Annotated in this window: 28 protein-coding genes; 6 read left to right on the top strand and 22 right to left on the bottom strand. The window is 43.3% G+C overall.

Features of this window, described 5'->3' with window-relative positions; translation table 11 throughout:
- Positions 1 to 3: 3 nt before the first annotated feature.
- Together EYQ95_RS02615 and EYQ95_RS02610 are read right to left on the bottom strand one after the other, a co-directional pair.
- A complete protein-coding gene (locus EYQ95_RS02615; RefSeq protein WP_111914252.1) occupies positions 4 to 750 on the bottom strand; it encodes a methyltransferase domain-containing protein in 747 nt (248 codons plus the stop codon).
- A complete protein-coding gene (locus EYQ95_RS02610) occupies positions 747 to 1,502 on the bottom strand; it encodes a Nif3-like dinuclear metal center hexameric protein (protein ID WP_111914253.1) in 756 nt (251 codons plus the stop codon). The genes EYQ95_RS02615 and EYQ95_RS02610 overlap by 4 nt, the downstream gene beginning before the upstream one ends.
- Positions 1,503 to 1,589: 87 nt before the next feature.
- Between EYQ95_RS02610 and EYQ95_RS26325 the strand changes: the two genes are divergently transcribed.
- Entirely contained in the window at positions 1,590 to 1,970 is a 381-nt protein-coding gene (locus EYQ95_RS26325) for a hypothetical protein (protein WP_165831924.1), read from the top strand.
- A 37-nt stretch (positions 1,971 to 2,007) separates the two neighbouring features.
- On the opposite strand, the gene EYQ95_RS02600 is transcribed toward EYQ95_RS26325, so the two are convergent.
- The 12 genes from EYQ95_RS02600 to EYQ95_RS02545 form a co-directional block, all read right to left on the bottom strand.
- Entirely contained in the window at positions 2,008 to 2,250 is a 243-nt protein-coding gene (locus EYQ95_RS02600) for a DUF3912 family protein (protein WP_207916204.1), read from the bottom strand.
- A gap of 64 nt (positions 2,251 to 2,314) precedes the next feature.
- Positions 2,315 to 2,851, bottom strand: coding sequence for a DUF3833 domain-containing protein (locus tag EYQ95_RS02595; RefSeq protein ID WP_207916203.1), 537 nt, complete (start codon positions 2,849 to 2,851; stop codon positions 2,315 to 2,317).
- Positions 2,844 to 3,365: a chalcone isomerase family protein gene (locus EYQ95_RS02590; RefSeq protein WP_165831925.1), complete on the bottom strand. Its 522-nt coding sequence runs from the start codon at positions 3,363 to 3,365 to the stop codon at positions 2,844 to 2,846. The genes EYQ95_RS02595 and EYQ95_RS02590 overlap by 8 nt, the downstream gene beginning before the upstream one ends.
- On the bottom strand, positions 3,352 to 3,879 hold the full coding sequence (locus tag EYQ95_RS02585; protein ID WP_111914257.1) for a DUF2878 domain-containing protein: 528 nt from the start codon (positions 3,877 to 3,879) through the stop codon (positions 3,352 to 3,354). The genes EYQ95_RS02590 and EYQ95_RS02585 overlap by 14 nt, the downstream gene beginning before the upstream one ends.
- Positions 3,840 to 5,114 carry a cyclopropane-fatty-acyl-phospholipid synthase family protein gene (locus EYQ95_RS02580; protein WP_207801076.1) on the bottom strand — a complete coding sequence of 425 codons (1,275 nt, stop codon included), beginning with the start codon at positions 5,112 to 5,114 and terminating at the stop codon, positions 3,840 to 3,842. The genes EYQ95_RS02585 and EYQ95_RS02580 overlap by 40 nt, the downstream gene beginning before the upstream one ends.
- A gap of 14 nt (positions 5,115 to 5,128) precedes the next feature.
- The gene (locus EYQ95_RS02575; protein ID WP_111914258.1) at positions 5,129 to 5,866 is read right to left on the bottom strand and encodes a DUF1365 domain-containing protein; all 738 of its coding nucleotides are present in this window, start codon (positions 5,864 to 5,866) and stop codon (positions 5,129 to 5,131) included.
- The gene (locus EYQ95_RS02570) at positions 5,859 to 7,169 is read right to left on the bottom strand and encodes an NAD(P)/FAD-dependent oxidoreductase (RefSeq protein ID WP_111914259.1); all 1,311 of its coding nucleotides are present in this window, start codon (positions 7,167 to 7,169) and stop codon (positions 5,859 to 5,861) included. The genes EYQ95_RS02575 and EYQ95_RS02570 overlap by 8 nt, the downstream gene beginning before the upstream one ends.
- Before the next feature lie 3 nt (positions 7,170 to 7,172).
- Entirely contained in the window at positions 7,173 to 7,916 is a 744-nt protein-coding gene (locus EYQ95_RS02565; RefSeq protein WP_111914260.1) for an SDR family NAD(P)-dependent oxidoreductase, read from the bottom strand.
- Positions 7,913 to 8,350 carry a nuclear transport factor 2 family protein gene (locus EYQ95_RS02560; protein ID WP_111914261.1) on the bottom strand — a complete coding sequence of 146 codons (438 nt, stop codon included), beginning with the start codon at positions 8,348 to 8,350 and terminating at the stop codon, positions 7,913 to 7,915. Before EYQ95_RS02560 ends, EYQ95_RS02565 begins: the two co-directional genes overlap by 4 nt.
- Entirely contained in the window at positions 8,343 to 9,746 is a 1,404-nt protein-coding gene (locus tag EYQ95_RS02555; RefSeq protein WP_111914262.1) for a deoxyribodipyrimidine photo-lyase, read from the bottom strand. Before EYQ95_RS02555 ends, EYQ95_RS02560 begins: the two co-directional genes overlap by 8 nt.
- A 2-nt stretch (positions 9,747 to 9,748) precedes the next feature.
- The gene (locus EYQ95_RS02550; protein WP_111914263.1) at positions 9,749 to 10,684 is read right to left on the bottom strand and encodes a DUF523 and DUF1722 domain-containing protein; all 936 of its coding nucleotides are present in this window, start codon (positions 10,682 to 10,684) and stop codon (positions 9,749 to 9,751) included.
- 89 nt (positions 10,685 to 10,773) lie between these two features.
- The gene (locus tag EYQ95_RS02545; RefSeq protein ID WP_111914264.1) at positions 10,774 to 11,151 is read right to left on the bottom strand and encodes a VOC family protein; all 378 of its coding nucleotides are present in this window, start codon (positions 11,149 to 11,151) and stop codon (positions 10,774 to 10,776) included.
- 112 nt (positions 11,152 to 11,263) lie between these two features.
- Here EYQ95_RS02545 and EYQ95_RS02540 point away from each other — a divergent pair, with 112 nt between their 5' ends.
- The 3 genes from EYQ95_RS02540 to EYQ95_RS02530 all read left to right on the top strand — a co-directional run bounded on the left by EYQ95_RS02540 (position 11,264) and on the right by EYQ95_RS02530 (position 13,283).
- Complete coding sequence (locus tag EYQ95_RS02540; RefSeq protein ID WP_111914265.1) at positions 11,264 to 11,914, top strand: LON peptidase substrate-binding domain-containing protein; 651 nt, start codon at positions 11,264 to 11,266, stop codon at positions 11,912 to 11,914.
- A gap of 81 nt (positions 11,915 to 11,995) precedes the next feature.
- Complete coding sequence (locus tag EYQ95_RS02535; RefSeq protein WP_207916202.1) at positions 11,996 to 12,628, top strand: sigma-70 family RNA polymerase sigma factor; 633 nt, start codon at positions 11,996 to 11,998, stop codon at positions 12,626 to 12,628.
- A complete protein-coding gene (locus EYQ95_RS02530; protein WP_111914266.1) occupies positions 12,621 to 13,283 on the top strand; it encodes a ChrR family anti-sigma-E factor in 663 nt (220 codons plus the stop codon). The genes EYQ95_RS02535 and EYQ95_RS02530 overlap by 8 nt, the downstream gene beginning before the upstream one ends.
- A gap of 57 nt (positions 13,284 to 13,340) precedes the next feature.
- Here EYQ95_RS02530 and ihfA read toward each other — a convergent pair whose 3' ends face one another.
- From ihfA to thrS, 7 genes are all read right to left on the bottom strand, one after another.
- Positions 13,341 to 13,631, bottom strand: a complete 291-nt coding sequence (ihfA, locus tag EYQ95_RS02525) for an integration host factor subunit alpha (RefSeq protein WP_111914267.1) — start codon at positions 13,629 to 13,631, stop codon at positions 13,341 to 13,343.
- Between the two features lies 1 nt (position 13,632).
- Positions 13,633 to 16,023 carry a phenylalanine--tRNA ligase subunit beta gene (pheT, locus tag EYQ95_RS02520; RefSeq protein WP_111914268.1) on the bottom strand — a complete coding sequence of 797 codons (2,391 nt, stop codon included), beginning with the start codon at positions 16,021 to 16,023 and terminating at the stop codon, positions 13,633 to 13,635.
- An 11-nt stretch (positions 16,024 to 16,034) separates the two neighbouring features.
- Entirely contained in the window at positions 16,035 to 17,015 is a 981-nt protein-coding gene (pheS, locus tag EYQ95_RS02515; protein WP_111914269.1) for a phenylalanine--tRNA ligase subunit alpha, read from the bottom strand.
- Between the two features lie 130 nt (positions 17,016 to 17,145).
- Entirely contained in the window at positions 17,146 to 17,505 is a 360-nt protein-coding gene (gene rplT, locus EYQ95_RS02510; RefSeq protein WP_111914270.1) for a 50S ribosomal protein L20, read from the bottom strand.
- A gap of 15 nt (positions 17,506 to 17,520) precedes the next feature.
- On the bottom strand, positions 17,521 to 17,718 hold the full coding sequence (gene rpmI / locus EYQ95_RS02505) for a 50S ribosomal protein L35 (protein ID WP_111914271.1): 198 nt from the start codon (positions 17,716 to 17,718) through the stop codon (positions 17,521 to 17,523).
- A gap of 75 nt (positions 17,719 to 17,793) precedes the next feature.
- A complete protein-coding gene (gene infC, locus EYQ95_RS02500; protein ID WP_207916226.1) occupies positions 17,794 to 18,336 on the bottom strand; it encodes a translation initiation factor IF-3 in 543 nt (180 codons plus the stop codon).
- Between the two features lie 24 nt (positions 18,337 to 18,360).
- Entirely contained in the window at positions 18,361 to 20,274 is a 1,914-nt protein-coding gene (gene thrS, locus EYQ95_RS02495; protein WP_111914272.1) for a threonine--tRNA ligase, read from the bottom strand.
- Positions 20,275 to 20,431: 157 nt separating this feature from the next.
- On the opposite strand from thrS, the gene EYQ95_RS02490 reads away from it, so the two are divergent.
- A complete protein-coding gene (locus EYQ95_RS02490) occupies positions 20,432 to 21,325 on the top strand; it encodes a DMT family transporter (protein ID WP_111914273.1) in 894 nt (297 codons plus the stop codon).
- Between the two features lie 122 nt (positions 21,326 to 21,447).
- Positions 21,448 to 21,657: a CPXCG motif-containing cysteine-rich protein gene (locus tag EYQ95_RS27130; protein WP_111914274.1), complete on the top strand. Its 210-nt coding sequence runs from the start codon at positions 21,448 to 21,450 to the stop codon at positions 21,655 to 21,657.
- On the opposite strand, the gene EYQ95_RS02480 is transcribed toward EYQ95_RS27130, so the two are convergent.
- A complete protein-coding gene (locus EYQ95_RS02480) occupies positions 21,654 to 22,292 on the bottom strand; it encodes a riboflavin synthase subunit alpha (RefSeq protein WP_111914275.1) in 639 nt (212 codons plus the stop codon). The genes EYQ95_RS27130 and EYQ95_RS02480 overlap by 4 nt on opposite strands.
- Between the last annotated feature and the right edge of the window lie 21 nt (positions 22,293 to 22,313).

Raw genomic sequence — 22,313 nt, 5'->3', positions numbered from 1 at the left:
TCCTTAAATTTTTCTTAATAAAATATGCTGGTAACGACCTAAAGCACGGTAAGGCTCAAGTTTTCGATATCGTAACTCAAGGTCTATTAATGCTTGTTCGTCTATTTTTTCAGGCGATTTTAAGTAATCATGAATCACGCGAACGCCACTATGTTGAACAATCTCTAACTTAGAGGCAGCCACCCAATTCATAACCTCTGAAACCTTTAAGGGATTAGAGGGACTAAACCGAACTTTCTTTTTAACCTTCAAACCAGCGTTTACATAGTCAAAGTTGCCATAAACTAGGTTTGCCATGCGTTTCGCTTCGATGTTGTAGAACATCAGCGACAAATAACCACCGTCTGCGACCAACTCTGTAAGCTTTAACCAAGCTAGCCATGGATTTTCGAGCCATTCGAGAACCGCATGGCAACATACCAGATCAAATGTTCCCTCAGTCGCAAAGGACTGAATCGTGTCATTAAAGTATTCATATTGTTCAGTTAAGTTAAGCTTCGCATGGAGTGACTTAGCTTCACTCAACATATCTAAAGACGGCTCAACATGGGTAATATTATGGCCTGCTTGGGCTAGCCAACTATTCACTTGCCCTATACCAGCACCTAAATCAACTATAGAGCGACTCTTGCCATTGTTCAGGAAAGATAAGTCTTCTTTCAGTACATGCTCTCTTATCTTTCCCTTCAATGTGCCGTAGATATTGTTAGAAAATCTCAAGGCATCATTTTCAAATAAACGATCACTCATGCAGGGCTATCTACGTCAATAAACTGGACCGATAATCCTAATTCGTTTTTAATTTTCTCGCCTAACGCAAAAACGCCAAATCGTTCTGTAGCATGATGACCAGCAGCGAAAAACTGAATTCCACATTCTCGGGCAACATGAATTGTTTGCTCAGAAACCTCACCGGTAATGAAAGCATCAACGCCACACTCTACGGCCTGTTCTATAAAAGATTGACCACCACCAGTACATACAGCCACAGTTTCGATTAACTTTTCACTTTGCACCGAAGCAACCAACTTTCTTTGCACTAGTGCTTCGATATCACGTGCAAATTGAGAACCTGATACTTTTTGTGCCAAACGGCCCTTCATAAGTAATCCTTCGGGTTTAATCTCTGCAACTGGTTCTATTTCCACAGCTTCTAAACGCTTTAAAAGTTGGACGTTATTTCCAAACTCGGGATGTACATCAAGTGGCAGGTGGTAACCGATCAAGTTTATATTTGCTTCGAGCAGCGCCGCTATACGTCGTTTTTTCATTCCAACTATCGGCTGTGCTTCGTTTTTCCAAAAATACCCATGGTGAACTAAAATAGCGTCCGCTTGAGCGCTAATAGCTTTATCGATTAAAGCTTGACTTGCCGTTACACCCGTTACAACTTTTGCAATTTCATTTCCACCTTCGACTTGTAAGCCATTCGGACTGAAATCTTTTATTAGATTAGGTTTTAACCACGCGTTGAGTGTTTCCAAAAGTTCAGCACGTTGCATATTTGCCCCTTGAGTTCATTAGACACTGCACAAAAAAGAATGTATAAATTACATGAAGCTTAAATATTAACACACAGGAAATAATCAATGAGCAAACTGGATAAAGAGAAAGTTCTCAGTGAATTTTCTGCGGCGTTCGAAGCTGCTGAAGGTAAAAAGCCTAAAATCGAAGAAAAAAGTGGTTGGTTTAGCGTAGACGGTGGGAAGAACATGCGTCTTGCGAAGCTTGACGAATGGGCGAAAGAACTTTCAGGTGGCAAAAAGGAAGCTGCTCCGAAAAAATCTGCTGCAAAACCAGCAGAGAAAAAACCTGCAGCTAAAAAGCCTGCTGCTAAGAAAGCAGCTAAACCTGCGGCGAAAAAGGCAACTAGTAAGAAAAAGTCTTCTGGTGGCATGACCGCTAAAGAAGTTTGGCAAAAGAGACTTGAAGAAGAAAAGACACAGAGTCGACTTCCTCGAGGCTTCTAACAAAAAATCCGGCAACAGCCGGATTTTTTATTTCTAACTATATTGCAGTAGACTTCACCCTATCCGCACGCATTTTCAATTTCCTATGGCGATAAACTAAGAATTCTTCTCTTTTAAATTTTACAAAGTTATCGCCAAAGTCGCCTTGACCTACTTCAAAAATATCTTTCGACACTACGCGTTTGACCACACCTAACTTACCTTGGTGAGGCCCTCTTTTAACGAAAATGGTCTGCCCTAAAAAGTCGGGGTCGTTGTATACGAAAGATACCTGATTCACTCTAATACTCTTATTTTGAAGTTGCTCTCTAATGTATCGGCAACTTTTGACAAGGCTATAATGGTTAATTCACGCGCTCAATAACTAGCGTAATGTCCCCTACATGAAAACCAAATTTTCTCATTTCTGTTTTGTTGATCAACCTGTTTTCATCCAGCAAGTACATCCAGTCGTCCAACGTTACAGTAATCGTGCCGTCATTGTATGGAACCTCTAGTTGATATACCCAATGAAGTGCATTACCTGCGGTTGTACCTTGCGCGACACCTACTACATCAGAGGCAGTGCCATTGTATCGGTTTTCCCCCACTTTTGTTAGTTGCCAAACGCGTTCTTGCTGCTCACCGTCACTCCAGTAAAAGGTTTCATCTAGTGTGCCTTGATTACCATTCCAGGTTCCCGTTATATCAGCCCGAAAAGAACGGCTCATTGCACCAGAACGATCCTGTACCATTCCGTAAGCCACAAGCTCACCTACAAAAAACTCTTCTAATTTAAGTTCAGGTTGAGAGCCTTCAAAGTCACTTATGTTCGCGGAGCAACCTAATAAAAATAACGCGGCAATAAAAAACGAACCTAACTTAACCATAAACTTAGCCATTGTTTTCTCCCACTAATTCATCTCTGTTTCGTCTGTATGATGCATTTTCAGAAAGCCATATTGCCAAAAAATCGGCAGCAAATTCGTCTGGAAAAAGCTCTCCAACTGCCCCTTCCTTAGTGTAAAATTGCAAGCCTGAAGCTTTATCCCACTGTGCAACCAAGCAGTCTCCCTTAGTTATGTCTGGCCAGGTATCATAAAGTTGTTCGAGCCACCGTTGATGATTTTCTCCGACTTGTATATCAAGCTTAAGCCACTCTTCTTCGGTTCGTTCAATAAGGCTTCGAGCCTTAAAGTCTCGTAAATAATCTAGCCGTAATCTAATCGTTTGCGCCTCAGGATAACGGCCTGTGTCGGTAAATAACGCAGCGTCGTAAACATCAAAGAAGAAAACTTCCAACCTTGTTTCTCCAACTCTCTGTAAGTTTTCGCTGTTCATTTCACAAGCATTGGCAGATGCACCTACGCTAAGGGCAACTACTCCGACCAAATGAACTGTGTTAAGCCATTTCATATTTAAACCTTGCGCGCGAAGACAGGAAAGCCAAGAAGTGCATGATAACTCCCCATTTAAACCCATATGCCACCACTAGAAGTGGATAGGTTGACGTTAGTTCTGCCGCACCAAAACGAATACCAGCAACATAGGTTAAAGGACCAAAAACAATTCCCAACAGCCAAGCAAGCGTATAACGACCTGCTAGCCAATCCATCGCGGTAAACGCCAATGCACCAAACCCTAACCAAAGGAGCACTAACCATGATGGCAGACCGCTCGTTCCGGAAAACTGTAGAACGCCCAACTCAACCACGAGCCACTCACAGAGCAGTCCAAACGTAATCAGATAGAGGATCTCAGCTCGTCTACTCCAAACCATTTTGAAATTAACGGCGTAGACCAACGCGACTAAAATAGCGGTAAGCCAAAGATAATCTTGTCTGCCTACTACAGCAGACAACCACACTAGGTCGAAACCTAGAATTAAGACTATTCGGTAACCGATAGACCAGAGAGTACTGCTTTGCATTGTCTTTTCGTGGCAAGAAGCTGAACTGCACTAATTGTTCGCTCTCTAAAACCACCCTCACAGTAAGAAAAATAGTAATTCCACATCCGAGCAAAGCGCTCGTCATAACCGAATTCTTCTAATTCAATTCTCTTGTCATTAAAGTTCTTTGCCCAAGACTTCAGAGTATCTGCGTAATGAAATCCTATGTCGTCTAGTTGACGCAGCGTTAGGTCGGTGTGCTTTCTAAACATCTTGCTCACAAGCTCCACCGAAGGTAAGTATCCTCCGGGAAATATGTGCCGTTGGATAAAGTCTACGTTTCGGTTGTATTGCTCTAAGCGCTGATCTGCGATGGTAATGGCTTGCAGCACCATTCTGCCGTCTGGTTTTAATAAAGACGCACATTTTTTGAAAAAAGTAGGAAGATACTTGGCGCCCACAGCTTCAATCATCTCAACAGAAACCAGTTTGTCAAATTGTCCCTCGAGGTCTCTATAATCTTGTTTCAACAACGTAATTTTGTTTTCAAGCTTAAGTGCTTTAATTTGAGACGCGACATAATCATGCTGCTCTTCCGAAATAGTCGTCGTCGTTACTTTGCAGCCATATTGCTGGGCTGCATATATGGCAAGTCCACCCCAGCCCGTTCCTATTTCCACAATATGGTCGCTCGGCTTGAGCTCTAACATCTCACAAAGGCGTTGTAACTTATGTTCTTGGGCTTCCTCTAAATTCGAATTAGGGCCTGGGAAGACAGCACTAGAATACTGCATCTTCGAGTCAAGAAATCGGGTGTATAGGTTATTGCCCAAGTCATAATGCGCCGATATATTCTGCTTCGCTTGTGATTTACTATTACTGCGCAGGCCGTGAGCTATCATTTGAAATGGCCAGCTCAACCAAGAAATTCGCCTTGTTAACGCGTCAAGCACTTCTAAGTTACGCGCAAACACCTGAATGACTGAAGTTAAGTCTGGGCTTTCCCAATACCCGTCAACATAAGATTCACCAGCACCAATGTCACCTTGCAAAACGAAGCGGCTAAACATTTTAGGGTCTTTCACCTGAATCGTCGCAACCAATGGACTGGTTGCGTCACCAAACGTCATTTCGTTCGCGCCTTCAATCAACTTCAGTTGACCGAACTTTAATCGCGACAACACCGAAAATAGAATTTTTCTAGACAGCTTGTCTAAAGCAGAAAGAGTCATCGTTGAGTTGCTTAAGCTTTGTAATTGTCGAACTCTCGGCATTTTCAATTCCTTTCTTAAGGATGCTTATAAATCGGGACTTTCTTTAGAAAAAGTTTCACTGCGTGCCAGTAAATACCCCATACAATCTTAACGACTTGTATTGGATGCTTTCTTAATACGGAACGAATAGATTTTGAGTTCAATTCCTGCTTCGACAATTTCAATGTCGCATCAAACTCTAATTCATGGCGCTTAACACCAATGTGTACTACGCAGGTATCTTTTGGAGCCTTAATACGCCAATGGTAAGTCATATCCATCGGATTAAACGGGCTCACATGAAACGCTTTTTGGGTAGGCTGTTGGTCTTCTAAGTCAACTAAGTAATAGTGGCGCTCGTTCCAAGGTGTGTTAGACACCTCCGCCAACATGTGGGTGTACAACCCCTGCGTGTTACGTAGGAAGAAGCAATTAATTGGACTGAAATATATGCCCCAATTTCGAATATTACCCAAAAACGTAATATTCCCAGATAAAGGTTGGTCAGAAAGATCATTCATTTTGCGAAGCACCGCATCATGAATATCCTCATATTCTGGTTGGAAATAACCTTTCAAATAATCAGTATCTTTGAAGTGTAGCGGTGCCCAACGCTTCCTTTCCACTGACAAAAATTTACTTAGGCAATGTATAGATGAAAGTTCTTTCAAATCAAAGCACCACTGCATAATTTTATAACGCAGTTGATGCTTTTGAGGCATGAGTCTGCGGTGACCCACAACGCCCCAGTAAACGCCTGAATGGCTAGACATGGGCTATACCATCTTGCGGAGAAGGAACAATGGGATCTACATCAAAGCGCTCACATAAGTCGTTGGCACTACGCACGCCGTCCTCATGAAAACCGTTATACCAATAGGCTCCACAAAAGTGTGTTCTATTTACACCACAAATAGCCCCTCGTTCTTTTCGGGCCGCGAATGATTCCACTGAATACACCGGATGGTCGTAGACGAAACTTCTTAAAATCTTAGTAGGGTCAATTTTTGAAGTGCTATTTAAGGTTACACAAAATGTGTCTTTAGCCTCAATGCCTTGCAGAATATTCATGTTGTAGGTCAATGTTGTCGGCATGGTCAAAGCTTCGCTTTCGTTAGCCTTTACAGACGGTAATAAGTAGTTCCAGCTTGCCCAGGCTCTCTGTTTGCGTGGCAATAAACGCGTATCCGTGTGTAAAACCACTTCGTTCGCTTGATAAGGAATTCCGTCTAACACGCGTTTTTCGTCTTCTGTTGCATCCTTTAAAAGCGATAACGCTTGGTTGCTGTGGCAAGCAAAAACAACGTGGTCGTAGACGCGTTGCTCACCCGAAGCAAGAGTAATCAGCACGTCCTGGGCCCGCCGTTCAATCGACGCTATTTCAGTGTTAACCTTTATATTGTTCTCAAAACGTTTACATAACGGTTTAAGGTAGGTTCTAGATCCTCCCTTAATAACATGCCACTGCGGTCTATCTTTAATGTCGAGTAAACCGTGATTTTCAAAAAACCGCAGGAAAAACCCTAAGGGAAAATCTTCAACGTCTTTCAAAGACGCAGACCAGATGGCTGCACACATCGGCTTTAAATAATTGTGCTGAAAGCTTTGCGACAAGGAAAGTTCGTCCATAAACTGTTTCAACGTCACTTTGTCGAGTGCTTCACTAGGCAGGTTTGCTTGCTCTTTAGCGGCTTTGTTGAATTTCAAAATCTCTGAAATGAACCGATAGAAGTTTGGAGACAATAAATTTCTGCGTTGCGCAAACAAAGTATTAAGGTTGTGTCCGTTGTACTCAAGCCCACTGTCTGGGTTCGTCACGCTAAAACTCATCTCAGTGTCTTGCCAAGTTACTTGCAACGAACGCATAAGGTTACGAAAAAGCGGATAGGTTTTGTTGTTGAAAACGATAAAACCGGTGTCTACCGCATAACTCTTTCCTGCTAGCGTTACATCAACGGTGGCTGTATGGCCCCCAATCGTTGACGCTTTTTCTAATACTTCAACATCATGCTTTTGACTTAACAAATGAGCAGCGGTGAGCCCTGAAACGCCACTGCCTACTACGGCGATTTTCATGCTTTATTCCTTGTCTAAACGGCTCGAAATCAGAACCTGTAATCTCATTGGCAATCTACTCATAAAGCGCAGAGCCCATCCAAAGACTCGTGGGAAATAAATTTGTGCTTTCCCCTTGTCTATTCCTTTACGTATTGCTTTTGACGCCTCCTCCACTGTTGTAAGAAAAGGCATCTCAAAATCATTCGCATCAGTCATGGGCGTTTTCACAAACCCAGGGGAAACCGAAGTTACGCGTATACCTCGAGACTTCAAATCTAACTTTAAGCTGTTGGTAAAATAATGAACTGCCGCTTTACTTGCCCCATAGGCTTCAGCACGAGTGAAAGGAAGAAGTCTAGCCATACTGTCGATGACCACTAGTTGGCTGCCAGCAGGTAGTTTGGGTATCAGCACACTGGCACAGTTCACAACTCCCATGAAGTTCGCGTCGAATACACGTTGAAACAACTCTGAATCCATCTCTCCTGCGTCATCTACATATTCACAGACACCCGCATTGAGGATTACACAGTCAATATGGTTTTCGCTGCTTAGCGCATCCTTGACGCTCTCTCTATCTGTCACGTCAAAAGTTTTTAAGACGCACTCTCCATTCTTTCCTGCGCCCTCGGAACTCTGAGATAATTCATTAAGCTTCGTTTTGTTCCTTCCACAAGCAATAACCTTGTTCCCTTGTGCAAGGTAATCTAATGCGAGTTGCTTACCAATACCTGACGTTGCACCTGTAATTAAGACCGTCTTCATAATTTTGCTCGCTTTTTGATTGCCCGAATAACCGAACTTACGATTGGAATTTGTTCGTAGAGCATTGCACCTAAATCAAAGTAGTCACGGTGAAACACGACTTTAGTTCCGTTGTCATTAGTAATAAGCCGGCTGGTACCATCGATAGAGAAAAACTTGCCACCATTCAATTTCGGATGCTCTAATGTCATGGTCCATACTAAGAACACAGTATTCTTAACGACTGTCGTCTCTTGTATGTCAAACGTACAACGCTTGGCGTTCGCCAAACCGTGTTGAAAATAGCTCTTTAACGCGTCTAAACCCTCAACCTTTTGCACAGGGTCTTGGAATATAATGTTCACATCATAAATATCTGGCAACATCGAAAGTGAATCTACAGACAAGTCAGCATAAAAAGCTTTAATCAACTCAATAATCTCGTCATTAACCATTTTTTATGCTCTTAAATTGCGTTAAAAACTTCTCCCGTTGAGTCTTGTGATCAACAATAGGTCGCGGGTAGTCGCTCTGTTTGTTTTTCAAGTACTCTTCAGGACGGTGAATATATTTTTTAGGTACGTCCTTTAACTCTTTGACCCAAGAACGGATAAAGTCACCATTAGGATCAAACCGTTCGCTCTGCCTTTCTGGATTGAATACTCGAAAATAAGGCACAGCATCAGTACCAGTAGAAGCACTCCACTGCCAACCTCCGTTATTTGCTGGGAAGCTTCCGTCAATGAGGTTTTGCATAAAATATTTCTCACCCCAACGCCAGTCGATGAGAAGATCTTTCACTAAAAAGCTTGCGGTGATCATGCGAAGGCGATTGTGCATCCAACCCGTTTCATTTAGCTGCCTCATTCCCGCGTCAACGATTGGGTAACCAGTATTGCCCGAGCACCATGCTGCAAATTTCTTCTCATCATTTTCCCAATTGAACGCGTCGGTTTCTTGAATAAACGCTTTACCGTAACTCAGGCGAGGAACATGCCACATTAGGTGCTGATAAAAATCACGCCACGCTAATTCGGATAGCCAGGTTTCTTGTCCTTGGTTAAGACCATCCGGAAAATTTGGCGAACTTTCCATCAGCTTTCTTATAACCGTGTTTACACCGATAGCCCCAATTTCAAACCATGGTGAAAATAGTGACGTAGAGCGCTCACTGGGGGCGTCACGGCCAGTGTGATAATGATTCACAACGTCATGAGTAAACGCATCGACGTGCTTTAAAATATCTTTGGTATCCGTACTCCAACTGTTACTACTATTCTTTTTTCCTTTTAGCGATACTTTTTGAAAGCTCAACGGCTCTGCCTTTGCTGACAAAGACGATGGAGACTCAGGCAAGCTTTCTGCTAATAACTTTTTCCAAGCTCGATAGAAAGGCGTAAACTTTTTAAAGTAAGTCCCCTGCCCGGTTTTTACCTTTTCCGGTGCAACGGCGATGACGTTATCGAAAATATGGGTAGAAATGTTGTGCTGTTGACACCAAGACGCAACCGCTTTGTCGCGCTGTTTCTCGTGAACTGGCATTTCACGATTAAAATAAACGGATTCTATATTTTGCTGTTTACATATCTTAACTAACTTGCCTGCACACTCTGCATACTCCTTCACCGAGATAACTTCGAGTACTACACCAAGCTCTGCCAACTCTTGACCAAGCGCATTCACACGCCGCTCATACAAGTCCCTCTTTATAGGAGCCCAATCATGTTCCTCCCACGTTTGCTCGGTTTCAAAAATAACAGCATGAAGCGTATCCTGGTTATTCCATGCTTGCGACACAGCTTGATTGTCAAACAGGCGTAGATCCTGCTTAAACCAAATAAGTCCGGCCATAGCTACAACCCGTATCTTAGTTTCAGTTGTTGAGGATAAGGATTAAAATACGACTGACTTGCCAAGTAGTCGTTGGGGTAAATTTTTTGGTAATGCTTTAATAATGTAAGTGGTGAGCTCAACGGCTCTATGCCTTTACGATACTGAAGTATGAGTTCCGCCAACTCTTCCTTTTCGACCTCAGATAGGTAATTTTTAAAATAACCTTGGACATGCTGCATCACGTTAGTGTGATTCTTTCGTGACGCGGGTTTACTTAACGCTTCCATAACTCTAGAAATGTACTCGTTTTCAAATCGCTCTGTAATTTGGTGGGTTTGTGCCAACTCGTGCCCGATCTGTCGATAAAGAGGCTGGTTATGTGCTAGTAGAAGCAATTTGTGGCGAGTATGAAAATCAAGTAACGCTTTTTTTGTAAGCGGGCGAGTTAGCCCTTGCCAGTCTGCGTATATGAACACGCGCAAAATAAAATTTTCACGCAGAAATGGATCATTCAAGCGACCATCTTCTTCAATAGGTAAATTAGGCTGTAACTCCATTAACCGCTGGGTAAAGATGCCGACTCCATTCTTTTCGTTATGCTTTTCCCCAGGCTTATATACTCGAACTCTTTCCATTCCACAGCTAGGAGACTTGGCACACAAAACGTAACCGCTTAACTGCGTGAATTTATCTTGGTGCTGATTGGCAAATCCCTGTAATTGCTCGGTGACATCGGTTTCTGTTTTTGGAATGAACGCTCGAACCCCCTTTTCATCATGTTGCTCAAGGCGAATGGAGGGACGAGGCACACTCAATCCTATACCGACCTCGGGGCACAATGGTTGAAACTGTACATATTTACTGAGTTCTTGTTGACAAAATAAAGAGGCTTTATGGCCACCATCAAATCTTACTTTTTGGCCCATCAGGCAAGAGCTAATTCCAACCTTAATCAATGTTTTACCTCGATTTTTTTAAAAGCTTTGAAACAAATACGTTGCAACGACTCCATTGGTTCAGCCTAACAACATTTTTGTTGATACAACTAATTCATTGAATGTAGGCCAATCATATTACCCTCTGAATCATTAGCGAGCGCAACGTATCCATAATCACCTATGGACATTTTAGAACGAACGATAGAACCTCCACTCACGCCGACACGAGCCTCCTCTTCCGCGCAATTTTCACACGAGAAATAGACGATAGTGCTGTTGTTACTGGGTGAAACACCTTCGGTACACACTAGCGCTCCAGAAGCTCCGTATGCAGACATATCCGAGGGAAAACCTCTCATAACAAGTTGTTCTTCCGTTGGGTTTCCTATCGGCTCGAGTTTAATTTTAAAAACGCTTTCGTAAAACTTCACAGCACGGGCCATGTCACTTACATACAATTCAAACCAACCTATCGGGTTATTCATAGTTGTCCCTCGCAGAGCTGTTGCTCGCAGTTGTGAAATAAAACACAACGTTCAATTCACGAAACGAAGATGAAAATTTAATCAAATTATTTAGATCCGAAATACTAACAGTATGCGTAAAAGGAACGAATTCACAACGTTTTTGAAGCAAATGATGTATCAGAGTCAAAAGCAAATACCATTGTTCCCGCTATCTTCTGTCGTTTTACCAGGCGGCCGAATGAAATTGCGCATATACGAACCACGCTCTTTGTCGATGGTTAAAGAAGCCATGAAGAACAACGCGGGTTTTATCTGTGCCTCCTTAAATAGCAAAGGAAATACAGATGAAAACACGCACATTCATCCTATAGGCACAATAGTCGAGATAGTTGATTTTGACGCGTTGAATGACGGTATGCTGGGGATAACTGTTCAAGGCGCTAGACTAGTCAGAATATTCAATATCACCACTGACAAAACCAACTTACGACGTGGGGACATTGAATTCTTGGAGCATAATTCAACGTTGCAAACTCCTGAAGCATTTCCAGTATTGGTCGAGAAGCTGAAAGAAGTTTTTGAACAATTCCCCGAACTAGAGGCTCTATATCCGAAAAAATATTACGACGACGCCAGTTGGGTGTGCTTACGTTGGTTGGAAATTTTGCCGTTAGAAGCTAGCGTTAAGCAAAGCTTGCTGACCCATCAATGCCACCATGTACTCACTGAATACATCGCGTCTTTGTTTGAAAAAGAGCAGATGAGCAAAGAAACCGAATAAATAGTGATCTATATAGAAACCTCCGGAGTAAATTGTTTAGTAAACAACGTTTGTATATAAGCTTAGAAGGCGTAGACTACTATGCAGGTTGCACAAGCGAGAAATAACGGTAAACAAATGAAAAGAAGCGCCATTGCCGATAGCGCAAAATGTTCAGCAGAGTATCTTTCAGGGTTACTGTCGAAAGTTGCTCTCGAACAGTCTAGGGCTGCATTTAGTGAACTATTCAGCTATTTCGCCCCGAGATTACTGGCGTATGGCACGCGACAGTTTGGCAATGAAGCTATTGCTTCAGACTTGGTTCAGGAAACCATGACAAACGTATGGCACAAAGCTCATTTGTTCAAAGCAGACAAAGGTTCACCGACAACGTGGATTTTCACCATCGCACGTAACATCAGATTCGATTTCCTTCGTAAGAACAAACATCGAATGAACGACCTTAGTGCGGACGATCTATGGCCCATTCTTGCAGAAACGAACGAATCGTTTGACGACGACGTATCTTTAGATCAAACGGTCTTACTACAAGAAATTCAGAGTTACTATGCTCAATTACCCGACAACCAACGTATTGTTATAGAAAAAATTTATCTGGAAGGAAAGTCTCAGCAAGAAGTTTCTGATGCGTTAGAAATACCATTAGGAACGGTAAAGTCTAGAACTCGATTAGCTCTCCAGAAGTTAAAGGAGATGATTGTTAGCCATGATTAAATTTCACCCCAACGACCAACTTATTGAGAAATATGCTGCTGGCAGCTTGTGCACAGCCACATCAGTCGCAGTAGCAACTCATGTTGATATGTGTTCGCGCTGTCAGCAACAGGTAAAAGATGCTGAAGAAATTATGGCTCGTCGTGTGCTGCAAGACATCCGAACGCCCAGAAGCGCAAACCTTGAAGCAATGTTCGAGCAGATTATCGAGTCTCGCCCGCCGAAAGAATTGAAACAGGAACAAGTTGACCCGTTTATCAGCTTGGAGGGGAAAAAGTTTCGTCTACCTTCCACGCTGGCGCGTCAAAAGCATCGTATCGGGCATTGGAGTTGGGTTCCCGGAAAAATGATGAAGGCGCATGTTGATATTGGAGAACAAGAGACTTTAGACCTTATTTATATGGCTGAAAACAGCAAGGTTCCGGAGCATACGCACCGAGGTCAAGAAATTACACTCGTGCTAAATGGCGTTTTCAATGACGAAAAGAACGAGTACCGCGACGGAGACTTTGTTTTACTCGATAAGAAACATACCCATACACCTGAAACGCAACATGAAGATTGTTTAACGCTTGCCTCTTTAGACGCTCCGTTATACTTCACCTCAGGTATCGCAAGGTTACTCAACCCGTTCAGTAATTTATTTTTCAAATAAGCATAAAAAAAGGTGAATGCAGCGCATTCACCTTTTTTCCTTCCTGCTTCCGCAAGCCTATTTTTTGGCGTCTTCCACTCTCGCTTTAAGCTTCTGACCAGGTCTAAAGGTAACCACCCTACGCGCAGAAATAGGAATATCTTCGCCTGTTTTAGGGTTTCTGCCCGGCCGTTCCGCTTTATCACGGAGATCAAAATTTCCGAAACCAGATATTTTCACTTGCTCTCCACTTTCAAGAGCAGCTCTTATTTCTTCAAAAAACATTTCAACCAATTCTTTGGCGTCTCGCTTACTAATGTCGAGCCTTTCATGTAATTGTTCTGCAATATCTGCTTTCGTTAGTGCCATTTTAACTATCCCTCAATACCGCGTTAAACTCTTGTTTAAGTAGGTCAACGACGGTTGCCACAGATTCATTAACGTCTTGCTCTTCCAATGTACGGTCTTCAGCACGCAGTATAAGTGCTAATGCCAAGCTTTTCTTATCAGAAGGTAGATTATCACCTTGATAAACGTCAAATAAGTGTAGGTCAACTACATGATTTGCGCCAACTTTCTTGACAGATTCTAGCAATTCGCCTGCCGCTAGGTTTTTGTCTACCACTAAAGCTAAGTCTCTACGAATAGACGGGAACTTAGAAATGGACTTCGCAACCGGAATATTGCGCTCTAAAATAGGTGTTAACTCAAGCTCGAACACAAAGGTTCTGGACTTTAATCCGAATGTTTTTTCAAACTGCGGATGTAACGCACCAACGAAGCCTATGTATTGGCCGTCTTTATAAATCGCCGCGCTTTGTCCTGGATGCAACGCCGAATGTTCGGATGCTACAAAGCGGTAGTCAGACAAGAAACCATGAGCCTTTAATAGAGACTCTACATGACCTTTCACCGTAAAGAAGTCAGTTGGCTTCGAACCTTGTTGCCAATGTTCACCATAAACAGGCCCATAAACAACGCCACCGATCACTGAAACTTGCGAAATACCATTTTCCGCATCTTCCTGAGGTGTGAACTTTAACCCCGTTTCAAATAGCTTCACACTCGAGTGCTGTCGCTTCTGATTATAACCCGCAGCAGACAGCAAGGCTGGCAGCAAGCCTAGGCGCATAGACGACATATCTACTGAAATTGGGTGAGGCAAATTAAGCGCCGCACTCTCAGGGTAGAGTAATGCCTGATGTTTAGGATCAACAAAACTATAGGTAATTGCTTCTTGATAGCCTTGGTCTAAAAGACGTTGTTGTAATTCATTCAGCGGAGTCACAGACTCTTCCTGACGCGTCATTTTTAACTCAGCTGTAGGCGCAACAGATGGAATATTATTGTAGCCGTATACTCGTGCCACCTCTTCAATGAGGTCTTCTTCTATAGCAATATCAAAACGATAAGGAGGAACTTTAACGCTCCATTCATTATCATCAAACTTCGTAGAGAAGCCCAAACGCTGAAGGATTTCTGTCACTTTTTGCGGATCTAATTCGATACCAAGTACTTTCGACAAACGTGAATTACGCAAAGTTACGTTCTTCGTTTGTGGTAAAAAGTTCGTATCTTTCGCTTCTGTAATCGGGCCTGCTTCACCACCGCAAATACTTAATACAAGTGAAGTAGCACGTTCCATAGCGATACGCTGTAACTCGGGGTCTACGCCTCTCTCATAACGGTGTGACGCGTCCGTATGAAGGCCAAAACGACGAGCCTTACCCATTATGAATTCAGGGTTAAAATACGCGCTCTCTAAAAAAATATGACGAGTTTTCTCGGTTACTCCAGACGCTTCGCCACCAAAGATTCCTGCGATAGCTAAAGCCTTTTCTTGATCGGCAATCACTAATACATCATCTGAAAGCTCAACAACTTCACCATCTAAAGTCTTAAGCGACTCGTTTTCTTTCGCGAAACGAACTTGTATTCCACCTTTTAAAGTATCGAAGTCGAACGCATGCATCGGGTGACCAAGTTCTAGCAATACAAAGTTGGTAATGTCGACCACAGGATCGATACTACGAATACCGCTACGTCTTAACTTTTCCACCATCCATAGTGGTGTTTTGGCATTCATATCAATATTTTTGATGACGCGACCAAGATAACGAGAGCAAGCTTCTTTAGCATCTAACTGAATAGCTAGCGTATCGCGAATCGTTGCCTTATTGTCGTTAACACGCGGTTCAGCTACATCTAAATTGTTAAGTACACCCACTTCACGCGCTATACCACGAATACCTAAGCAGTCTGCACGGTTTGGGGTTAGGTCGACATCTAGAGTTTTGTCGTCCAGATTCATCCACTCACGAAAGTCTGTACCTATAGGTGCGTCCGATGGAAGCTCAAGAATACCGTCGTGGTCGTCGTTTAGCTCTAGTTCAGACGCTGAACAAAGCATGCCATTCGAGGGCTCGCCACGCAGCTTTGTTTTCTTAATTTTAAAGTTACCAGGTAAGACCGCACCAATAACCGCGACAGCAACCTTAATACCTAAGCGGCAGTTTGGCGCACCGCAAACGATATCTAGAAGCTCGTCACCACCAACGTCTACTTTAGTTACACGAAGCTTGTCTGCATTAGGATGTTGTCCACATTCTTTAACTTCACCGATAACTACGCCGGTAAACTCACCTGCAACAGGTTCAACAGCGTCGACTTCCAAGCCAGCCATACTTAATTGCTCAGCGAGTGCCGTACTATCTAACTCTGGGCTTACCCATTCACGTAACCAATTTTCACTAAACTTCATTATCCTACTCCTTAGTTAAATTGGCTTAAGAAACGCAAATCGTTTTCAAAGAACGCGCGCAAGTCGTTTACGCCATAACGCAACATCGTTAGGCGCTCAACGCCCATACCAAATGCGAAGCCAGTATATTCTTCAGGATCAATATTTACGGCCTTCAGTACGTTCGGGTGAACCATACCGCAGCCTAAAACTTCTAACCACTTACCACCTTTTCTCCGCACATCAACTTCTGCAGAGGGCTCTGTAAATGGAAAATACGAAGGTCTGAAACGAATTTCCAAATCTTCTTCGAAAAAATGATGTAAAAAGTCATGCAAAATTCCTTTCAATTCAGTGAATTTCACATTTTTGTCAACCATCAAGCCTTCTACCTGATGAAACATCGGCGTGTGTGTTTGGTCGTAGTCGTTACGATAAACACGCCCAGGAGAAATAATGCGTAAAGGAGGTTGTTCCACTTCCATGGTTCTAATCTGTACACCTGAAGTTTGCGTTCTAAGCATCGTTTCAGGGGTAAAATAAAAGGTATCGTGGTCTGCACGCGCTGGATGCTGTGCGGGAATATTCAATGCGTCAAAGTTGTGGAAGCTATCTTCAACTTCAGGACCTTGTTTAACGCTGAAACCAAGTTGACCAAAATAAGCTTCAATACGTTGAATGGTGCGTGTAACAGGGTGAAGCTCGCCTGCTTTCACGGAAACCCCTGGCAGCGTTACGTCTACCCTTTCAGCTTCGAGCTTTACAGCCATAGCTTCGCGCTGTAAATCGTCTCTACGTGCATTTAGCAACGACTGGAATTCTTGCTTTGCTTCGTTAATTGCCTGACCTGCAGCTGGCCGTTCTTCTGCCGACAACTTACCTAACCCTTTCAGGTGTTCTGTAAATTGACCTTTCTTACCCATGTAAGAAACTCGAACTTCATCGAGTTCCTGCACGGTACTCGCGTTTTCTATCGCTGTTTTGGCAGCATTAAGCGTTGCTTGTAACTCCATTAGAATCCTCTGTATTTCTGCTGGCGGAGGCAATTATATGTTCTGCAGTTTTTGAAGGCAGAATAATACCAGAAAGCAAAGAAAAAGGGAGCCAATTGGCTCCCTTTCTTAAGACAAACCTCAGCTTAAATTAAGCTGAAAGGCCTTCTTTCGCTTTTTCAACAAGAGCAGTGAAACCTGCTTGGTCGTGAACAGCGATGTCTGCCAGAATCTTACGATCGATCTCAACAGATGCCTTTTTCAAGCCATTGATAAAGCGGCTATACGACAAACCACCTTGACGCGCTGCAGCGTTGATACGAACAATCCACAACTGGCGGAATTGACGCTTCTTCGCACGACGGTCACGGTATGCATATTGACCCGCTTTAGTTACAGCTTGAAACGCAACGCGATAAACGCGACTACGTGCACCGTAATAACCTTTCGCCTGCTTCAGTACTTTTTTGTGACGCGCACGCGCGATCACACCACGTTTTACTCGTGCCATGCTCTATCTCTCCTCTTATGCGTACGGTAACATGCGATCAACTAACACTACATCGTTCTGATGTACCATGTTTTTCGCACGAAGGTGACGTTTACGCTTAGAGCTCTTCTTGGTCAAAATGTGACGCAAGTGAGACTGCTTGCACTTATAACCGCCTGAAGCAGTTTTCTTAAAGCGCTTAGTAGCGCCTTTTACACTTTTCATCTTTGGCATTACAAAAACTCCGCATTGATTGCCAATTGAGTTACAGGGTGAGAAACCGACATGATTTCTACTTGAGAACCACTGCTACTTCTTACTATCAGGTGCCAAAACCATAATCATTTGACGACCTTCAGCCCGACGAGGGAAAGCCTCGCAGTTAGATATTTCATCTAAATCGAGTTTAATTCGCTCTAGAAGTTGAATACCCAACTCTTGGTGTGCCATTTCTCGGCCACGGAAACGCACGGTGACTTTAGCTTTGTCCCCCCCCTCAAGAAAGCGACGCAGGTTGCGCAGTTTGACCTGGTAATCGCCTTCATCTGTGCCAGGACGGAATTTAACTTCCTTAACCTGAATCTGTTTCTGCTTTTTCTTTTGCTCTTTCTGCTGTTTACTTTTTTCGTAAAGAAACTTGCCGTAATCCATGATTCGACATACGGGCGGTTCAGCATTAGGGCTAATTTCTACCAAGTCGAGACCGGCTTCTTCAGCCATCCCTATCGCTTCGTTAATACTTACGACTCCGACTTGTTCACCTTCTGCGTCAATCAACCGTACTTCCGAAACGGTGATGGCATCATTAATCCGGGTTTTATCGGTCTTTTGACCTTTTCTTCCACCTTTAATGGTTTCTTCCTCCAGCAAATTTTATTAAAGAGTACGAGCAGCTACTTCACTACCAAGCTTTTCTATAAACGCTTCGGTCGTGAGTTTTCCTAAATCTTCACCACTGCGAGTACGTACCGCAACTTGTTGTTGTTCGACTTCTTGGTCACCAACAACTAACAAGTAAGGCACGCGTTTAAGCGTGTGCTCGCGAATTTTAAAGCCAATCTTCTCATTTCTCAAGTCAGCTGTCGCCCTAAATCCTTTATTTTTCAGTTCTGACACCAAATTTGAGACATAATCGGCCTGTTTATCGGTAATATTCATCACCACAACCTGGTTTGGCGACAACCAAGTTGGGAAAAATCCAGCGTATTCTTCGATTAAGATCCCCATGAAACGTTCTAGAGAACCTAAAATTGCACGGTGAATCATCACTGGAATGTGGCGTTCGTTATCTTCGCCAACATAACTCGCACCTAAACGCTCCGGCAGAGCAAAGTCGAGCTGAACTGTTCCGCATTGCCAAGCACGGCCGATTGTATCAAAAAGCGTGAATTCAATTTTCGGACCATAGAAAGCGCCCTCACCTGGCAAATATTCAAATTCAATGTCTTGCGACTTCAACGCTTCAGACAATGCACTTTCAGCACGGTCCCACATTGCGTCGTCACCTAAACGCTTCTCTGGCCGAGTCGACAATTTCACTTGGATATTGTCAAAACCAAATGTTTGGTATGTCTCGTAAACCATACGAATACAGCCCGCAACTTCTTCTTGTACCTGAGATTCAGTACAGAAAATATGTGCGTCGTCTTGAGTAAATCCACGAACCCGCATTAGTCCGTGTAAAGCACCTGACGGCTCGTTACGGTGACAGCAACCAAATTCAGCCATACGCAAAGGTAAGTCGCGGTAAGACTTTAAGCCTTGGTTAAATATCTGAACATGGCCTGGGCAATTCATCGGCTTCACCGCGTAGTCACGGTTTTCTGAATGCGTTGTAAACATCAGTTCAGAAAACTTATCCCAGTGGCCAGAACGTTCCCAAAGCACACGGTCCATCATTAACGGACCTTTAACTTCTTGGTAATCGTATTCGCGAAGCTTTTCACGTACAAATTTTTCTAATTCCTGAAAAACAGTCCAGCCGTTGTGATGCCAAAATACCATTCCAGGTGCTTCTTCCTGCCAATGGAATAGATCTTGCGCTTTACCGATTTTACGGTGATCACGCTTTTCTGCTTCTTCCAAGCGTTGCAAATAAGCTTTTAATTGCTTTTTGTCTGCCCACGCTGTGCCATAAATTCGCTGCAACATTTTGTTGTCTGAGTCGCCACGCCAATACGCACCGGCTACTTTCATAACTTTAAAGTGTTGACAGAAGCTCATGTTAGGCACGTGCGGTCCACGGCACATATCTATATATTCTTCGTGGTGATATAAACCCGGGCGGTCACTCTTCTCAATGTTCTCATCAAGAATCTCAACTTTGTATGACTCACCACGCTGCACAAAGGTTTCTCTTGCTTCTTCCCAGCTTACTTTCTTTTTGACGACCGCATAGCCTGTTTTCGCCAACTCTTTCATGCGTTTCTCTAACGCATCTAGGTCGTCTTGCTGCAAAGGTTTGTCGATATCTACGTCGTAATAAAAGCCATTATCGATAGTTGGACCAATCGCCATTTTCGTATCAGGCCAAAGCTGTTTAATAGCATGGCCTAGTAAGTGAGCACACGAGTGGCGGATAATTTCTAAACCTTCCTCGTTTTTACTGGTGATAATCTCTAAGCTTGCGTCTTCAGTGATCAAGTCACAAGCGTCGACAAGTTCACCGTTAACACGTCCAGCAATCGTTGCTTTGGCTAAACCAGGGCCAATATCAGCAGCGACGTCGAGTACAGAAACATCGTTAGAGAATTCGCGTTTACTAGAATCGGGAAGCGTAATTACAGGCATGACTTCTATTTCCTTTCACAGTGGTGACACCTACCAAGTGCCACTTGTATATGCATTGTATAAAAAGGTAGACGGTAGTACATTGTGCACCGCCTCAAAAAGAAGCGAAACTATACCTAAAATCGGCACTTGAATCAAACCAGCAAAGTAACTCTAAATGTCTATTTACCTTGGTCAAATTGCGGCACTTACCGCAGCCGCATGTTGGGCTTTAGCCACTATTTTATATAGTCGAAGTACCCAAACATTAAGCTCTATGCAACTAAACTTTGTGAAAAGTCTAATTGCTACTCCGCTGCTGTTGCTTGTAGCCATCCTAATGCCCGGCAACTTTTGGCAAGGATGGGATATGCCGCAGTTTGCTCTTATGCTGATTAGCGGTGTTATCGGGATAACTATCGGGGACTCGTTATATTTCGCATCCTTAAGGCGTTTAGGCCCTGGTAAAACAATTCTTCTCGAGTATTTAGCTCCGCCGTTAGCTGCTGTTATAGCTTGGCTAACCCTGAGAGAAACACTTTCTTTATTGCAAGGCCTTGGAAGTTTAATCGTTATACTAGGTGTGCTTTGTGTCATTACTGAGAAACAAAACCACGAAGGACAACCACGAAAGTACGCATATTATTTGTTTGGGGTGGGTGCAGCTCTCTGCCAAGCGATCGGGTTAGTTATGGCATTTTCCGCATTCTCTAACATAGAGGTCTCCCCCATCGAAGCGGCTTTTGTACGAATTGGCGGAGGTACGCTGGTGTTAACCGTTGCTTTAGCTCTAACACAACAGCAAATATTTAGGCGAACTCAAGCCAGTTTGCGCCACACAAACCTAAAATCGCTATTTTTCGCGGTATTTGTGGGTACATTTTTAGCGATTTGGTTGCAACAAGTCGCAGTAGCTACTGTATCACCAGGTATTGCCCAGACCTTACTTTCCACTGCACCACTGTTTTTGTTGGCTACACAAATGGTTACCGGCTCCAAACCGACATTAAGAGCTATCGGCGGAACTATCATAGCTATGTTTGGCATAACAACATTGTTTATTTGGGTTTAAACATAGTTTTTAACTAAATATGCCGTATTCATCGATAGTTAAGTGATTAAGCAATCACCCGCCTTTCACAGTGCAAAAGCGTTGCTAAACTTAATTTAGGTTCGGCAACAAGAGACAAGCTTATGTCTGAGGAGAAACTGCAAGACGCTATTGTGCACTGCCCACACTGCGGCCATAACGTGCATGTCGACATCGACCTTAGTGAAGATGAGCAAGATTATATGGAAGAGTGCCAAGCGTGCGGAGGTGACATTCATTTACACTTGTTCTTACACCCAAGTGACGAAAAATATCACCTTCGAATTAACGCAGACGACGAGCAATACTACTAGTTAGCGGATAGCCCAAATTTGCCACTAGCCATTACACGCTTAACTGTTTCAACGGTCGTGAAGGTTGTTTGGTCAACCTCAATATTGACCTTATCGCCGGCTTTAAGGCTACCCAAGTTCGTCACCTCAAGCGTTTCAGGGATTAAATGAAGCCAAAAACCTTGCTTCTCCACCTCCCCTACTGTCAAACTTGCACCGTTCACAGCAATAAATCCCTTTGAGAAAACATATTCCAGCCAAGGTTCCGAAAGCCCGATAAGCATACGGCAGTTGCTTTCCGTATCAACCCTCTCTAGTAGTGTTCCCTGAGACTGAACGTGACCAGAAACAATATGTCCACCAAGCTCAGTACCCATTTGCAAGGAGCGCTCAACATTCACCTGAGTGCCGACTTCAAGCAAACCCAAGTTGGTTTTATCTAAAGTTTCGTCAATCACGTCAAAACGAATAAACGCACGACCTGATTTAAGTCCAAACTCAACAGCTGTTAAACAACAACCATTCACCGCGACACTTGCGCCCTTTTCTAAATTCTCTATCCACTTTTCGGCAAGCGACACGGTTAATTGTCTAAACTCTGATTGATCGACAATGTCAGAAACGATAGCTTGAGTTTGCACGATTCCTGTAAACATGAAATAACCGCCATAGGTAAT

It is taken from the genome of Lysobacter sp. N42, from assembly GCF_004344885.1.
The sequence above is the reverse complement of the archived record's forward strand: the minus strand, read 5'-3'. Positions and strand labels throughout refer to the sequence as shown.

What these genes read in the sequence shown, in the direction of transcription:
- EYQ95_RS02615 (WP_111914252.1), bottom strand. Translation starts at nt 750, where the DNA reads ATGAGTGATCGTTTATTTGAAAATGATGCCTTGAGATTTTCTAACAAT.
- EYQ95_RS02610 (WP_111914253.1), bottom strand. Translation starts at nt 1,502, where the DNA reads ATGCAACGTGCTGAACTTTTGGAAACACTCAACGCGTGGTTAAAACCT.
- EYQ95_RS26325 (WP_165831924.1), top strand. Translation starts at nt 1,590, where the DNA reads ATGAGCAAACTGGATAAAGAGAAAGTTCTCAGTGAATTTTCTGCGGCG.
- EYQ95_RS02595 (WP_207916203.1), bottom strand. Translation starts at nt 2,851, where the DNA reads ATGGCTAAGTTTATGGTTAAGTTAGGTTCGTTTTTTATTGCCGCGTTA.
- EYQ95_RS02590 (WP_165831925.1), bottom strand. Translation starts at nt 3,365, where the DNA reads ATGAAATGGCTTAACACAGTTCATTTGGTCGGAGTAGTTGCCCTTAGC.
- EYQ95_RS02585 (WP_111914257.1), bottom strand. Translation starts at nt 3,879, where the DNA reads ATGCAAAGCAGTACTCTCTGGTCTATCGGTTACCGAATAGTCTTAATT.
- EYQ95_RS02580 (WP_207801076.1), bottom strand. Translation starts at nt 5,114, where the DNA reads ATGCCGAGAGTTCGACAATTACAAAGCTTAAGCAACTCAACGATGACT.
- EYQ95_RS02575 (WP_111914258.1), bottom strand. Translation starts at nt 5,866, where the DNA reads ATGTCTAGCCATTCAGGCGTTTACTGGGGCGTTGTGGGTCACCGCAGA.
- EYQ95_RS02570 (WP_111914259.1), bottom strand. Translation starts at nt 7,169, where the DNA reads ATGAAAATCGCCGTAGTAGGCAGTGGCGTTTCAGGGCTCACCGCTGCT.
- EYQ95_RS02565 (WP_111914260.1), bottom strand. Translation starts at nt 7,916, where the DNA reads ATGAAGACGGTCTTAATTACAGGTGCAACGTCAGGTATTGGTAAGCAA.
- EYQ95_RS02560 (WP_111914261.1), bottom strand. Translation starts at nt 8,350, where the DNA reads ATGGTTAATGACGAGATTATTGAGTTGATTAAAGCTTTTTATGCTGAC.
- EYQ95_RS02555 (WP_111914262.1), bottom strand. Translation starts at nt 9,746, where the DNA reads ATGGCCGGACTTATTTGGTTTAAGCAGGATCTACGCCTGTTTGACAAT.
- EYQ95_RS02545 (WP_111914264.1), bottom strand. Translation starts at nt 11,151, where the DNA reads ATGAATAACCCGATAGGTTGGTTTGAATTGTATGTAAGTGACATGGCC.
- EYQ95_RS02540 (WP_111914265.1), top strand. Translation starts at nt 11,264, where the DNA reads ATGCGTAAAAGGAACGAATTCACAACGTTTTTGAAGCAAATGATGTAT.
- EYQ95_RS02535 (WP_207916202.1), top strand. Translation starts at nt 11,996, where the DNA reads ATGCAGGTTGCACAAGCGAGAAATAACGGTAAACAAATGAAAAGAAGC.
- EYQ95_RS02530 (WP_111914266.1), top strand. Translation starts at nt 12,621, where the DNA reads ATGATTAAATTTCACCCCAACGACCAACTTATTGAGAAATATGCTGCT.
- ihfA (WP_111914267.1), bottom strand. Translation starts at nt 13,631, where the DNA reads ATGGCACTAACGAAAGCAGATATTGCAGAACAATTACATGAAAGGCTC.
- pheT (WP_111914268.1), bottom strand. Translation starts at nt 16,023, where the DNA reads ATGAAGTTTAGTGAAAATTGGTTACGTGAATGGGTAAGCCCAGAGTTA.
- pheS (WP_111914269.1), bottom strand. Translation starts at nt 17,015, where the DNA reads ATGGAGTTACAAGCAACGCTTAATGCTGCCAAAACAGCGATAGAAAAC.
- rplT (WP_111914270.1), bottom strand. Translation starts at nt 17,505, where the DNA reads ATGGCACGAGTAAAACGTGGTGTGATCGCGCGTGCGCGTCACAAAAAA.
- rpmI (WP_111914271.1), bottom strand. Translation starts at nt 17,718, where the DNA reads ATGCCAAAGATGAAAAGTGTAAAAGGCGCTACTAAGCGCTTTAAGAAA.
- thrS (WP_111914272.1), bottom strand. Translation starts at nt 20,274, where the DNA reads ATGCCTGTAATTACGCTTCCCGATTCTAGTAAACGCGAATTCTCTAAC.
- EYQ95_RS02490 (WP_111914273.1), top strand. Translation starts at nt 20,432, where the DNA reads ATGTCTATTTACCTTGGTCAAATTGCGGCACTTACCGCAGCCGCATGT.
- EYQ95_RS27130 (WP_111914274.1), top strand. Translation starts at nt 21,448, where the DNA reads ATGTCTGAGGAGAAACTGCAAGACGCTATTGTGCACTGCCCACACTGC.
- EYQ95_RS02480 (WP_111914275.1), bottom strand. Translation starts at nt 22,292, where the DNA reads ATGTTTACAGGAATCGTGCAAACTCAAGCTATCGTTTCTGACATTGTC.